We start from the raw sequence: 12,487 nt of genomic DNA, 5'->3' as shown, positions 1-12,487 counted from the left end.
CCGCGCTGACCTCCGAATACATTACACACACCCCACCAAAGACACAAAACCCCAGGTAAAAGTGGTAAAAGTCATCGATGCCATGCCGCCATTAGACAGCGACGGCGTCGAGGACATAGCGTTCGAACTTTTCAATTTCAGCACTAGTTACGTTGAAATCGAGATCTTGCCCCGCTGGTACAAAATCCATGTACAGCTTCCGGTCGTTGGAAACTAGCGTGACAACATGAGCCTTCCGACCATCACGAAAAGCCAGAGTGTACGAGTACGCAGTGAAGCCCTCAGCGTCGAGTTCCTTATAGCCCTTCAACTCTTGCCTGTTATCCAGTCCCCGCTCAATCCACTGTTCATCAGCGACAAAAGCCGCCTGCCCTAATTCACCATTAATTGCCATTTTGCAGTTGGTACCCGACGTTACATCCTCGACATCACCGTTGTTGATGCGCGACGGGGATTCACAAAGGAAAAGGGTGCTTGCCAACCCCGCGGGGACTTGCTGCGAAAGGTCTGCTGGAAACCCTTCTGGTATCGCCGCAACCCTTGTGGGGACAGGGTTTGCCAATCCGAGTTTCTGGGGCCCATTTACGCCGAAGAATACTGCCGCAATGGTCGCGACAACGGCCACGACCACGGCGACAATGGTTACGGCATTACTAGAACTCTTGCTGGTCTGAGGTTGCGCAGCAACCGGAGCAGACGAAATACCTTCCGCCAGAAACGGGTTAGACTGGCTGTCTTCGAGATACTGGGACGGAATATGGACTGCCTCTGCCGGCTGATTGCCGTGTGGATCAAAATTATTCATACCCGTTAGAGTGCGGAAGGGCTCACAAGGTTCCCGACCTACACGAACTTCACACCAGCAAAGTTCTTCTTGCCGCGGCGCAGCACAATCCACTTGCCGTGCAGCAAGTGCTCGGCGGCAGGCTCCCAGGCTTCGTCCTCGATGCGCTGGTTATTGGCGTATGCGCCACCTTCCTTAATGGTGCGGCGTGCTTCGCCCTTCGACTTGGCAAGACCTGCAGCAACGAGAAGGTCGACAACAGTACGCGGCTCTCCCTCGGCAATCTCCGCAACCTCGGTTTCGGAGACAGCACCCGCCAGGGTGGCCTCGTCCAACTCGGCCAGCTCAGCACGGCCAAACAGTGCCTGCGCTGCTAGCTCCACTGCCTTGGTGGCCTCTTCGCCGTGGACCAGGTTGGTCATCTCCTGCGCCAGACGACGCTGCGCCTCACGCTTGAATGGACGCTCCGCAACAGCGACCTCGTACTCCGCAATCTCCTCCTGAGACAGGAAGGTGAACCAACGCAGGTAGTCGATAACAACCGAGTCACCGGCATTGAGGAAGTACTGGTACCAGGAGTACGGCGAGGTCTTCTCAGCATCCAGCCACAACTTGCCGCCACCGGTGGACTTACCGAACTTCTGCCCCTGCGCATCAGTCACCAGTGGCACGGTCAGGCCGTGCACCTTGGCACCGTCGATACGCCTGTTCAAATCGACACCAGAGACGATGTTGCCCCACTGATCGCCGCCACCAATCTGCAGTACGCAATCGTAGTTGCGGCGCAGCTGCACGTAGTCGTTGGACTGCAGCAGCATGTAGGAAAACTCGGTGTAAGAGATGCCGTCGGACTCGAGACGACGCTTGACGGTGTCGCGGTCGAGCATGGTGTTGAGGGAGAAGTTCTTGCCGACATCGCGAAGGAAGTCAATGACGGACATGTTCATAGTCCAGTCCGCATTATTGACCATCGTGGCCGGGGCCTCGCCCTCAAAGTCAATGAAACGACGCAGCTGGCCCTTGATGGCCTCCAGGTTGTGCTCGATGGCGTCCTGGCTGAGCATCGAACGCTCACCGACATCACGCGGATCACCAATGAACCCCGTGGCGCCACCCGCAAGCGCAATTGGGTGGTGACCGGCCAGCTGGAAACGACGCAGCATAATCATCGGAACCAGGTGGCCCGCGTGTAGCGAATCGCCCGTTGGGTCAAAACCGCAATACAGAGTAATGGGGTTTTCGCACACCTCGCGCAGCGCGTCAACATCGGTGGACTGATTGATCAGCCCACGCCACTGTAGTTCGTCGATAATGTTCTGTTCAGTCACGTCCTCTATCGTAACGTTTCGCTTGCCGACGTTCACCGCGAGGGTGACCTAGAACTCCTCAAGCGCCTTCTTGTGGCGCCGGTAGGCTGAGACTGAATCGTCCGGAAGCCACAGCCGCCACGGCCGATTCGCAGCTCGCCGAACGCCCACGCGCGGGCCGGCGTGGATGTCGCTAACTAAATCGGCGGTCTCCGGCTGTGCCACAAACACGCGTGACGACGAATCCAGCGCATCTGCCCCATAGTCGCTTAGGTCAAGGCCAAGCGCCTGACCAACATTGCCCGGACCACGTCCGAGACCCGCAACCGCGGGCTTTTCACCACGGCGACGACGCACCGCATCCATCCCCTGCTCAATGCGTACAGAGCGGACTAATACTCCCCCGCCCGTGCCGTCCGTAGCGCTAGTGATGTTGGCACAAAAGTGGATGCCATAGGAGCGGTAGATATACCAATGCCCCGCCGGGCCAAACATGGCGCGATTGCGTTCGGTTGGCCCCATAAAGCAGTGCGCTGCCGGGTCGGGATAGCGCTGGCCAGCTGGACCTCCGTAGGCTTCAACCTCGGTGATGGTGGCGGTGACACCCTCTGCGGGAATAACAATCACGCAGCCGAGCAGCGTCCGCGCAGCATCGATGGGAGCTCCCGAAAGCACAGAGCGGTCGAGAGCGCGGTAGCCGTCGGCAAGCGGGAAAGGCAATTATTTGTCCCAGGTGATGGCTTCGTCGGAAAGCATGACCGGAATGCCGTCGTCGATGCGGTAGGCAATCTTCAGACGGGGGTTGACCAGCACCTGCTCGTCTTCGAGGTATTCAAGCGGCCCCTTGTCACGCGGGCAAGCGAGGATATCAAGGAGTTTCGGATCGAGGCTCATAGTCCACTACCTTACCGAACTGAATTGCCAAGGTGTCACGCTGACCTTCCAAAGCGATCAGGTTGTCCTGACCGATGGCATCCTGAATCTTCTGTACCGCGGAATGCAGCAGCTCGATGGACTCCCGAGCCGGATCCTCGGCCTTATACCGCAGGCGCTCCGGGACCGCGAGGTAGGAGTTGACCGTCTGCGGCAAGTACTCCTCGATGATGCCATCGATGACTACCTTCTGCTCGGGGTAGTTTTTGAGATATTTCCACTCGCTCAGGACGGACTCCAGCGTCACGCCAAGCTCATATGTGGCTTCGCCCAGCTCTTCGCCGGGATCCTGCTCGAAAAGTGTGCCCAACGTCCGGTGGAGACTTTTGCGCAGCTCAACCGGATTGAGCGGGCGGCGCTGTGCAAGTGCTGGCTTCGGAGCCGAGCCAACGGACTTCTGAGCCCCCTTGCTCTGCCTCGGTAACAGTGCAACCGAGGCTCCCCACGCGGCAATCGCAACTACCGGCCACAGGAAACCAAGCCCTACAACCAGGTGCAGCACCACGACCGAGATGGCAAGGATAAGTCCGACGATATTAGCGGGGCTGTTGAGAAAGCCACCGCCGGAAGATTTGTCGGAGGAAGTGCCGGAGGAATTACTGGTAGCCACGAATCTCCTTGAACACATCGGCGAGCTCGGTCTCACGGGACTCAAAGACTTTACCACCGGTCAGTTCCGCAAGTTCCTGCATTTCCCGCGAATCCGCTTCACCATAACGGATGACGAATACCGGCGGCAGATTTCCGCCCTTGGACTGGTAGAAATCGCGGAATTCAGCAAAAGTCTTGCCCGATGTTACCTGTCCATCGGTCAGAACCACGATGGACGGGATGGAGTTCTTATCAGAGCTGCCGAGAAGATTGAAGGCTTGGATCAGGGCGTCGTAAAGCGCGGTTTCACCTTCGGCAAGCAGTCCATCAACCGCGGCGGTCAGCTGAGCGCGCGATTCGGGACCATCAATTGTCGTGGTCGTGGGCTCACCGACGGTCGTACTAAACGGCAGGATTGTGGCAATCTCGCGATTTCGCAGTCCGACGCTCCCCGTTTCGGTGCGGGCGCTGCCGTCGACAATTGCGTGCATCGTTTCCTGCAGGTCCGCGATGCGCTCGCCGAACATGGAACCAGAAGTGTCCAGAACGAAGACCGACTCGCCGGGCACCCGCAGTTCATTGTCATACGCCTCGATGAGGCGGTCCGTGACGGAGCGGTCGCCTGGGAACGGCAGCTCGATGATGACGCTGTCGGTCATATTTTCCGGCAGGTTGGCATCACCGGAGACCGGGCGCAGGAAGTGATCTGCAAGCAGCTGCGAGTTTGCTTCCAACCACTGCCCGAGCGCTGCCGTCTGCCGCGCGGCGAAATCATTGGAGGGTTGAGCGAGCGGCGTCAGCGGGTAGTCAGCGCTGATGACACCGTCACTGGGAACCACAACTTCCAGGTCAGCGCCCTCTTTGTTCATCTGCTGGAGCACGGCTTCATAGTTGATAAGAGCGTCCACAGAGTCCGGCTCGTCCAGGAACTTGTCGCGCAGCCATCCCGACGACCCCGAAGTCATCTTCTGCCCCTCAAAGAACTTCTGCAGTTCAGGTGTAGTGCGGCTAATATCCGCCGTAGTCAGCGCGGAGCCGGTATCAGCGAACGCGGTCACCACCGACACCACGCCGGAGAAGCCGGAGTTAGATTCCGCGGGGTTGGTCATGCCGTAGGTCAATTTGCCTGACGACGCAGCTTCCGCGATCTCAGCCCACGTCGGCTGCTTGGTATCCCACCCGAGCTCCCGCGCCTTGGCCGAATGGATGCCGAATGCGACCGGCGAGGTGGCGACTTTCTTGGCTTCGCCGAGCTTGTCGGTCCCGCCGAGAAGGTCAACGTACCGATTGGTCGCAAACCAGGTGGCATCAAAATGTTCGTCGAAGTTGCCGTCAATGAGGGCGTGGCTGTTCTTCACAGTACCGTCGAGAAGCTCGAGGCTGATAGTAAAACCGAGGTCGTCCGAGGCCTTTTCCATCAGTGGCTTGAGCTCTTTGAGCTCCGTGGCACCTGCGATGCGCATGGTCGAGCCTTTGAGGTCGGAATCGACGTTGACCTTGTTCGTCTTCTCATCGTCGGAGCCCAGCGACAAGTTCAGGCCGTCGTCGGAGCAGGCCGCGACAGCAAAGATGCCGAACACGCCGATGAGGGCAAGCAGTACTTTCCGAAGAGTAGTTGGTACTTTTTCCACGTTCATTGGCCTTTATCCCTCTTCCGTTTCAGGCCTCGGCGGACCCTGGTATCCGCGAGAAACACCCTCGATGAGCTGCTCGAGCAGGTCGAAACTCGGTGGATCAATAGAGTCCACAAAATCGGTGGATGCCTCCTGCCCCGTCTGCAATTGCGTCTGGAATTCCTCCATCGCCTCAGGATGGCTGGATCGATAGCCGTGCTTTGCCGCCAACTTCTGAAGCTCAGGGTCTTCTGCAAGGAGCTTCGCCACGGCAGCACCATTGTCGTTAAAGCCCAGCGCAACGTGAGTACTCAGAATTGTCGGCGATGGATACGCCAAGCGCATCTCCGGTTTCAACCGGCTGTTCGGGGCACGGTCCTCGCCGAGGAACTGCGACTCGTAGACCATCACCATGGGCTTCGAACCGACTCCCTGAGAGAGGTAGTCAGAAAATGGCCCCGCCGACGAGGATTCGGTGTACCCCTGGCCGGTGAACAGCGGAGTGAGCTCTGGCAAAACGGCATTGACTTGTCCGGTGTCGGATACAATCCGGCCGTCGTTAGTGATCCAGGACATCAGCGACAAGTACATTGCGGCTGAGTTCGACGAGCGAATGTCGGTCGTCGACATCTGCACCGCGCGTGGCGACGGGTAGTCGTTCCCCGCGAAGTCCCGCCAGCGGACATTGTCGTGCTGCATCGTGGCCAGTGCTTCCATGTCAACCTGCCACGTAGTGCCCTGTTTCCGGGCAACATTTTCGCCTTCCAGCGCCTGAAGAATGTTGTCGAAAGTAGCGATTGCCATCGGGGTGTAGAAGACGTCATACCGCTCAGCGCCACTCATCTTCTCGGCAATTTTCTCCGCTGCTGGCGCCGACGATGGGAATGCCAAGTCGAAGGAATCCAAATCCACATCCGTGGCCATCCGACGCGAACCCGCCGTCTTTACCTCCACCGCATAGCCGTGGGAGGCAAGCGCTTTCTGAACCTCTTTGTCCTCGAAGAACGGCTTCTTCTCAGAGCCGATAATCGCCTTGACGACGGTTTTTTCGCCACCGAAGAAATCACTGTTGCCTCCGGAGCTGCTACCAGAAAGTCCTGGAACGCTACCGCCACGACCGATATACACCGCGACAGCTGCAATGACAATCAAAATGACTGCAAGAATTGGCCCCGGGCCCATGCACCCTTTCTTGCTGCCCCCTCCGATTCTTATTTTTATCTCGTGAGCTGTGATTTCCACCGCTCGACGCCGTACTTTCCGCCATGAAATTATGGTAAGAGACGCAGTCAGAGCTGGCAACAGGTATAGAAATAATCAGTAACCTGCGTCACTTCGGGGCACCCTGGTATTCCGGGGTTATAGACAAAAAGTGTATCCGCTCAGTGTGTCGGCCGGTGGTCACCTTTCGCTACTTGACCCAATGCAAGTTAGTGACCGCGTTTATAGCAAAAATGGCCGGCGACGGTGGGTCAACACGAGTTAGTGACCGCGTTTATGTCAGCGACAGCGGGCCAATGTAAGTTACTGACCTCGCTTATAGCAAAAATGTCCCGAAAAATGGCCTGAAAGTGCTATAAAGTTGGGCAGTTTCACATGTGCAGCTCGTAATTTTTGGGGATGGTGCCGTTTTTTCATCTGGTCTGCACAAATGGCCTTCTAGGTCTGTTTCGTATGATCTGGAAAGCACACCAAACCCCCGTCACCACATCCGAGTGCCATTCCGGTGGTTTGAAAGAAGAATCGGTGTGCGATCGATTGACCGCACACCGATTAATTAGGTGCGTTAGCTGAGACGGCTACTTTAACCGCGCTAGCTGAGCTAGCCGCTTTACCAGCTTTAGCCGCGAACCGGCTTTTCAGCCCACTGCTTTAGCTCAGTGTTCTTCTCGTCGACACGAGCGAGTTGCTCTGCAACACGGACACCCGCGGTGCCACCACGGGTGTCGCGGGAAGCGACAGCGCCGTCGATAGTCAACACTTCACGGACCTTTGGAGTCAGTGCCGGGTGGACACCGGCGAGGTCCTCGTCGGAAAGCTCGTCCAGACCGATGCCGCCCTTGGACTCCGCAATGCGGACGCACTGGCCGGAAGCCTCGTGAGCGTCACGGAAAGGCACGCCTTCGCGGACCAGCCATTCAGCCAGGTCAGTGGCCAGGGTGTAGCCCGCTGGAGCGAGCTCGCGCAGACGGTCCTCGTGGAAGGTCAGCGTTGCCACCAGACCGGTCAATGCCGGCAGCAGCAGGGTCAGCTGCTCGACCGAGTCCACCAAAGGCTCTTTGTCCTCCTGGAGGTCACGGTTGTAGGCCAGCGGCTGAGCCTTCAGCGTGGCCATGAGACCAGCGAGATTACCAATCAAACGACCTGTCTTACCGCGGGTCAGCTCTGCCACGTCCGGGTTCTTCTTCTGCGGCATGATGGACGAACCAGTCGACCAGGCATCAGCCAGAGTGACGTAACCATACTCTGGGGTGGCCCAGTAGATGATCTCCTCTGCCAGGCGAGACATGTCCACGGCAATCTGTGCAAAGACGAAAGCCGCCTCAGAGGCGAAGTCACGCGAAGAAGTGCCGTCGATGGAGTTGTCCGTAGCCGAATCGAAACCAAGCTCTTCAGCGATGGCTTCCGGATCCAGGTGCAGCGAGGATCCCGCCAGCGCACCGGAGCCGTACGGGGATACAGCCAAACGACGGTCGAGATCACGGATACGATCGAGGTCACGCAGCAGCGGATGCGCATGTGCCAGCAACTGGTGCGCCAGCAGCACCGGCTGAGCCGCCTGAGAGTGAGTCTTGCCCGGCATGATGGCATCCGGGTGTGCCTTGGACTGAGCAACCAGGGCGCCGACCAGGTCCGTGACATCCAGTGCGATACCGCGGACGGCATCGCGCAGCCACATGCGGAACAGGGTTGCCACCTGGTCATTGCGAGAACGACCCGCGCGCAGGCGACCGCCGACTTCCGGGCCGACGCGGTCAATCAGGCCACGCTCCATGGCACCATGGACATCCTCATCCGTCGGCTCCGGACCAAATTCGCCAGAGGCAACGTCGCGGTCGAGCTGATTGAGGCCTGCAATCATGGTGTCAAAGTCGGCATCGCTGAGCAGCCCGCGAGCATGCAGCACTCGGGCGTGGGCCTTGGACGCAAGAACGTCGTAAGGCGCGAGCACCCAGTCAAAATGGGTCGACTTGCTCAATGCGGCCATCGCCTCGGACGGGCCACCGGCAAAGCGGCCGCCCCACAGGGAGCCTTCGTTGGTACCGTGCTTTTCGACCATTGTCTTTTTCAATAGGCCTTTCGCTCTAGTCGCTCTGGTGATTCTTTACAGGTTGAAGTCGCGCTTTGCGGCCATCTTCGAGGACAGGCCGTGCAGCTCGACGAAGCCGCGAGCCAGGGTCTGGTCGAAGGTGTCGCCCTCGTCGTAGGTAGCCAGGTTGAAGTCGTACAGCGAGGTGTTCGAACGGCGACCGTTGACGTTGCAGTGACCAGCGTGCATGACCATGCGGATATCACCGGAAACGCCCTTCTGGGACTCCTCGATGAAGGCATCCAGTGCGCGCTTCAGCGGCGAGAACCACAGACCGTCGTAGACCAGGTTGGCCCACTCGCCTTCGACCTGGCGCTTGTAACGAGCCAGCTCACGCTCAACGGTGACGTCCTCCAGAGCTGCGTGTGCAGCCATGATGGCCATAGCACCCGGAGCCTCGTAGATCTCGCGGGACTTGATGCCGACCAGGCGGTCCTCAACCATATCCAGACGACCGATGCCCTGAGCACCAGCGCGGCGGTTCATCTCTTCGATGGCCTCAAGTACGGAAACCTTCTTACCGTCGATGGCAGTCGGCTTACCGTCCTCGAAGGAGATGATGACCTCATCCGGGGAGTTGAAGTTCAGGGTCGGATCCTCGGTGTACGCGTAGACATCCTTGGTCGGTGCGTTCCACAGGTCCTCCAGGTAGCCGGTCTCAATGGCGCGACCGAAGAGGTTCTGGTCGATGGAGAACGGCGAGGACTTGGACTGCTCAATCGGCAGACCCTTTTCCTCAGCGAAGGCGATGGCCTTGTCGCGGGTCCACGCGAAGTCACGAGCCGGAGCGATGATCTTCAGGTCCGGAGCGGTGTTGGCGAAACCGACCTCGAAACGGACCTGGTCATTGCCCTTACCGGTGCAGCCGTGAGCAACGTGGGTGCCACCGAACTCCTCTGCCGCCTTCGCCATGTGCTTAACAATCAGCGGGCGAGACAGTGCAGAAACCAGCGGGTACTGCTTCATGTAGAGACCATTTGCCTTAATGGTCGGCAGGCAGTACTCCTCGGCGAATTCATCCTTAGCGTCGACAACAACAGCTTCGACAGCGCCGGCGTCCAGAGCGCGCTGACGCACGGACTCCATGTCCTCGCCGCCCTGTCCGACATCGATAGAAACTGCGACGACCTCGCCGTCGGTCATTTCCTTGAGGTACGGAATAGCAACGGTGGTGTCGAGGCCACCAGAGTAAGCAAGAATAACCCGGTTGGTCATAGGGTAAGCGCTCCTTTAATCGGTGCTTAAAGCATTTCGTGGAATAGTTTACTGGTTCGTTCCGGCGGCTAGACGCTGGGCTAGCTCAGCGCCGGAAAGTGGTTCTCTAGCCAGGCACATTACGGTGTCATCACCTGCAATTGTGCCAACGATTTCTTTGAGTCCCGCACGGTCAATCACACTGGCTAGATACTGTGCGGCTCCAGGTGGTGTACGCACAACCGCAATGGAACCCGAATGATCAATAGAGACCAGCAGCTCGTCTAAAACGCGCCGCATCCTGGCCACTGCACCACTGGAAACAGCGAGAGCATCTTCGACGATGGAATAACGCGAACCGTTAACTCCATCGCGGATCTTCCGGGCGCCCAGCTCATCGAGGTCTCTGGACAACGTGGCCTGCGCAATCTCAATGCCCTCGTCGGCAAGCAGCTCGACGAGCTGGATCTGACTGGACACGTGATGCTGCGCCAGCAGGTCAACAATGCGCGCCTGCCGTGCTGTGCGAGAACCTGGTTGTGCTGCGGTCATGGCTGTTATTGCCTTTCCACCAGCCAGGTCAGCAATGCCTTCTGAGCGTGCATGCGGTTTTCAGCCTCGTCGAAGACTACCGACTGTGGGCCATCGATGACCTCGGCGGTGACTTCGTTGCCGCGGTAGGCCGGCAGGCAGTGCAGGAAAATGGCATCCGCATTTGCCTTCGCCATGAGCTCAGCGTTGACCTGGTACGGCAGGAACGGAGTACGACGATCCAGACCGTCGTTTTCCTGGCCCATACTGACCCAAGTGTCGGTGATGACAACGTCGGCACCGGCAATTGCCTCATCGACGTCCGCAGTCACGGACACGGTCGCACCGGTCTGCTCCGCGACCTTCTTAGCGCGGTCGACATAGGCCTGCTCCGGCTGGAAGTCCCCCGGTGCGCAGATGGTGACGTCCAGACCTGCCGTGGCGAAGCCGACTAGGTAGGAGTTGGCCATGTTGTTGGCACCATCGCCGAAGTACACGGCCTTCCTGCCGCGCAGTCCCGCCTGGCCTTCTTCCGGGCACTTGTGCTCGATGATGGTCTGCAGGTCAGCGAGAATCTGGCACGGGTGGAACTCGTCGGAAAGCGCGTTGACAATCGGCACCGTGGAGGTCTCAGCCATGGCCTCCAAACCGGACTGCGCGTAGGTGCGCCAGACAATTGCCGAGACAAACCGGCTGAGTACGGCAGCGGTGTCCTGGTAGGTCTCACCCTTGCCCATCTGCGAGTTTCCGGTTTCGACAACAATTGCGTTGCCGCCCAGAGCCGCAATACCGGCGTCGAAGGAGAAACGAGTACGAGTCGAGGTCTTGTCGAACAGCACCGCAACCGACTGTGGCCCTTCGAATGGGCGGCGAGAGTACGGCGCTGCCTTCAGATCTGCAGCCAACTGCAGTACCTCAGCCTGCTCCTGCGGAGTCAGGTCATCATCAGCAAGAAAATGACGGAGCATCAGTTCCTAGTTCCTTCCTTTGTTTGCGACAGCCTCGGCGGCGTCGTTCAGGCAGGCATCAATCAACTCGACGGCACGGTTGACTTCCTCATCGCTGAGGTTCAGCGGCGGCACAATACGCAGCACATTCGCCTGCGGTGCGTTCAGAATGACACCGCGCTCATAGCCAGCGTTGACTGCTTCCTTCGCCAGATTTTCGGTCAGCACCAGCCCAAGCATGAAGCCACGACCGCGCACGTGATCGACATGGCTTAACGACGCGAGCTTGCGAGCCAGGACCTTGCCCTTTTCGGTGACTCGGTCGAGCAGTTTTTCTTCTTCAAGCGTCTCGATCACAGCCAGACCGACCGCAGCACAGACCGGGTTGCCACCGAAGGTAGTGCCGTGCGCACCTGGGGTAAACAGTTCCGCTGCGCGGCCGTTGGCGATGACAGCCCCCAGTGGCAGGCCGCCGCCGAGGCCCTTGGCCAGAGTCATGACATCCGGGACGATGCCGTCGTGCTGGTGGGCGAACCACTGGCCGGTACGGCCAATGCCGGTCTGAACCTCGTCGACGATCATGAGGACGTCGAAGCGCTTGGTCAGCTCACGGACAGCAGCGAGGTATCCCTCTGGCGGTGCGACCACACCGGTCTCACCCTGAATTGGCTCCAAGATTACCGCAGCGACACCCAGTGGATCGGACTCGATGGTCTTGGTGAGGAAGTCGATGTCGCCGTAGGGCACGAACTCGACTCCACCGGGCATCGGCTCGAACGGCGTACGCTTGTCCGGCTGACCGGTCATAGCAAGTGCGCCCATGGTGCGGCCGTGGAAACCGTGGTGGGTAGCGATAATGCGGTTTCGACCCGTCAAACGCGCCAGCTTGAATGCAGCCTCATTGGCCTCGGTACCGGAGTTGCAGAACATAATTCGAGTGTCATCAGTGTCCCAACCAGTGAGCTCAATGAGCTTCTCGCCCAATGCCAGTGGCGGCTCAGAGGCGAAGATGTTGGACACATGCCCCAGCGTGGAAATCTGCTTGGACACTGCTTCCACAATGGCTGGATGTGCGTGACCCAACGCGTTGACTGCAATACCGGCGAGCAGGTCCAGGTATTCCTTGCCCTCGGAATCCGTGACAATAGCGCCTTTACCCTGCACAAGCTCAATGCGCGGCGTGCCGTAATTGTTCATCATCGTGTGTTGCCACTGCTGCTTGAAGTCGCTCATGTCGTCTTTCGACCTGCCTAACGTGTGTGTAGGTAAATTCTTGT

Annotated in this window: 12 protein-coding genes; all 12 read right to left on the bottom strand. The window is 58.7% G+C overall.

Annotated elements, in window-relative coordinates; translation table 11 throughout:
* Nucleotides 1-91 precede the first annotated feature (91 nt).
* Complete coding sequence (locus tag ADA16_RS00425) at nucleotides 92-805, bottom strand: hypothetical protein (RefSeq protein ID WP_048758343.1); 714 nt, start codon at nucleotides 803-805, stop codon at nucleotides 92-94.
* Nucleotides 806-843: 38 nt separating this feature from the next.
* The gene (gene tyrS / locus ADA16_RS00420) at nucleotides 844-2,112 is read right to left on the bottom strand and encodes a tyrosine--tRNA ligase (RefSeq protein ID WP_193387462.1); all 1,269 of its coding nucleotides are present in this window, start codon (nucleotides 2,110-2,112) and stop codon (nucleotides 844-846) included.
* A gap of 48 nt (nucleotides 2,113-2,160) precedes the next feature.
* Nucleotides 2,161-2,811: a DNA-3-methyladenine glycosylase gene (locus ADA16_RS00415; protein WP_048758341.1), complete on the bottom strand. Its 651-nt coding sequence runs from the start codon at nucleotides 2,809-2,811 to the stop codon at nucleotides 2,161-2,163.
* Nucleotides 2,812-2,985 (bottom strand): Trm112 family protein, encoded by a 174-nt coding sequence (locus tag ADA16_RS00410; RefSeq protein ID WP_038625618.1) that lies wholly within the window; start codon nucleotides 2,983-2,985, stop codon nucleotides 2,812-2,814.
* Nucleotides 2,960-3,634, bottom strand: a complete 675-nt coding sequence (locus ADA16_RS00405; RefSeq protein WP_048758340.1) for a hypothetical protein — start codon at nucleotides 3,632-3,634, stop codon at nucleotides 2,960-2,962. The genes ADA16_RS00410 and ADA16_RS00405 overlap by 26 nt, the downstream gene beginning before the upstream one ends.
* The gene (locus ADA16_RS00400; protein ID WP_048758339.1) at nucleotides 3,621-5,252 is read right to left on the bottom strand and encodes a VWA domain-containing protein; all 1,632 of its coding nucleotides are present in this window, start codon (nucleotides 5,250-5,252) and stop codon (nucleotides 3,621-3,623) included. The genes ADA16_RS00405 and ADA16_RS00400 overlap by 14 nt, the downstream gene beginning before the upstream one ends.
* Before the next feature lie 6 nt (nucleotides 5,253-5,258).
* On the bottom strand, nucleotides 5,259-6,410 hold the full coding sequence (locus ADA16_RS00395) for a hypothetical protein (protein WP_048758338.1): 1,152 nt from the start codon (nucleotides 6,408-6,410) through the stop codon (nucleotides 5,259-5,261).
* Nucleotides 6,411-7,068: 658 nt separating this feature from the next.
* On the bottom strand, nucleotides 7,069-8,508 hold the full coding sequence (gene argH, locus ADA16_RS00390) for an argininosuccinate lyase (protein WP_048758337.1): 1,440 nt from the start codon (nucleotides 8,506-8,508) through the stop codon (nucleotides 7,069-7,071).
* 45 nt (nucleotides 8,509-8,553) lie between these two features.
* Complete coding sequence (locus ADA16_RS00385; RefSeq protein WP_048758336.1) at nucleotides 8,554-9,753, bottom strand: argininosuccinate synthase; 1,200 nt, start codon at nucleotides 9,751-9,753, stop codon at nucleotides 8,554-8,556.
* 48 nt (nucleotides 9,754-9,801) lie between these two features.
* A complete protein-coding gene (locus ADA16_RS00380; RefSeq protein WP_048758335.1) occupies nucleotides 9,802-10,284 on the bottom strand; it encodes an arginine repressor in 483 nt (160 codons plus the stop codon).
* Nucleotides 10,285-10,289: 5 nt separating this feature from the next.
* A complete protein-coding gene (argF, locus tag ADA16_RS00375) occupies nucleotides 10,290-11,231 on the bottom strand; it encodes an ornithine carbamoyltransferase (RefSeq protein WP_048758334.1) in 942 nt (313 codons plus the stop codon).
* A 6-nt stretch (nucleotides 11,232-11,237) separates the two neighbouring features.
* A complete protein-coding gene (locus tag ADA16_RS00370) occupies nucleotides 11,238-12,443 on the bottom strand; it encodes an acetylornithine transaminase (RefSeq protein ID WP_048758333.1) in 1,206 nt (401 codons plus the stop codon).
* Between the last annotated feature and the right edge of the window lie 44 nt (nucleotides 12,444-12,487).

This window comes from Corynebacterium vitaeruminis (assembly GCF_001054325.1).
Taxonomy (GTDB): domain Bacteria; phylum Actinomycetota; class Actinomycetes; order Mycobacteriales; family Mycobacteriaceae; genus Corynebacterium; species Corynebacterium vitaeruminis_A.
Note: the sequence above shows the minus strand (reverse complement) of the source record. Positions and strands in the feature narration are given on the sequence as shown.

Excerpts from the sequence above, each read along its gene's own strand:
- ADA16_RS00370 (WP_048758333.1), bottom strand. The coding sequence starts at position 12,443 with ATGAGCGACTTCAAGCAGCAGTGGCAACACACGATGATGAACAATTAC.
- ADA16_RS00385 (WP_048758336.1), bottom strand. The coding sequence starts at position 9,753 with ATGACCAACCGGGTTATTCTTGCTTACTCTGGTGGCCTCGACACCACC.
- argF (WP_048758334.1), bottom strand. The coding sequence starts at position 11,231 with ATGCTCCGTCATTTTCTTGCTGATGATGACCTGACTCCGCAGGAGCAG.
- ADA16_RS00395 (WP_048758338.1), bottom strand. The coding sequence starts at position 6,410 with ATGGGCCCGGGGCCAATTCTTGCAGTCATTTTGATTGTCATTGCAGCT.
- ADA16_RS00380 (WP_048758335.1), bottom strand. The coding sequence starts at position 10,284 with ATGACCGCAGCACAACCAGGTTCTCGCACAGCACGGCAGGCGCGCATT.
- ADA16_RS00410 (WP_038625618.1), bottom strand. The coding sequence starts at position 2,985 with ATGAGCCTCGATCCGAAACTCCTTGATATCCTCGCTTGCCCGCGTGAC.
- ADA16_RS00400 (WP_048758339.1), bottom strand. The coding sequence starts at position 5,252 with ATGAACGTGGAAAAAGTACCAACTACTCTTCGGAAAGTACTGCTTGCC.
- argH (WP_048758337.1), bottom strand. The coding sequence starts at position 8,508 with ATGGTCGAAAAGCACGGTACCAACGAAGGCTCCCTGTGGGGCGGCCGC.
- ADA16_RS00425 (WP_048758343.1), bottom strand. The coding sequence starts at position 805 with ATGAATAATTTTGATCCACACGGCAATCAGCCGGCAGAGGCAGTCCAT.